This is a genomic window from Flavobacterium salmonis (assembly GCF_903819435.1).
GTDB classification, from domain to species: Bacteria; Bacteroidota; Bacteroidia; order Flavobacteriales; family Flavobacteriaceae; genus Flavobacterium; species Flavobacterium chungangense.
In genome coordinates, this window is record NZ_CAIJDP010000076.1 from 1 (window position 1) to 405 (window position 405).

Here is a 405-nt window from a genome sequence, read left to right on the forward strand (position 1 = left end):
GGTTCTGTCGCATCTGTCAGAATCAAATATAAGAATTTAAGTAATTTAAAAGTTAGCCCGCCAATTTACAGAATGATTTAAACATAGTTGTCCCATGTCCAATTATCTGATTCTTTCTCAGCATATGCACAACTTCAATTCCACTCAATGTTCGTCTTGCTGATTCAAAGCTTTTAAAGCCTAACCCGTTTTGTATCCTCCATTTTATAAATCGATGGTCCTGTTCTACAATATTGTTGAGATATTTACACTGCCGAATTTTAATCTTTGAGAACGAACGCTTGTTATAGACTTTGATCGCTGCGGTATTAGAACCGCTTTTATCAATGTTTATTACTCTTGGTATGCAGTTATTACTAATTGCTTTAATTAGAAAAGACTGAGCGCTCATTCTTTGTCTTCTTC

1 protein-coding gene is annotated in these 405 nt (G+C 34.6%); it reads right to left on the bottom strand.

Translation table 11 applies throughout. The features are described from left to right. Positions 1-52: 52 nt before the first annotated feature. Positions 53-405: DDE-type integrase/transposase/recombinase (locus FLACHUCJ7_RS15505; protein ID WP_180909525.1), on the bottom strand; the 353-nt coding region annotated here is incomplete at its 5' end.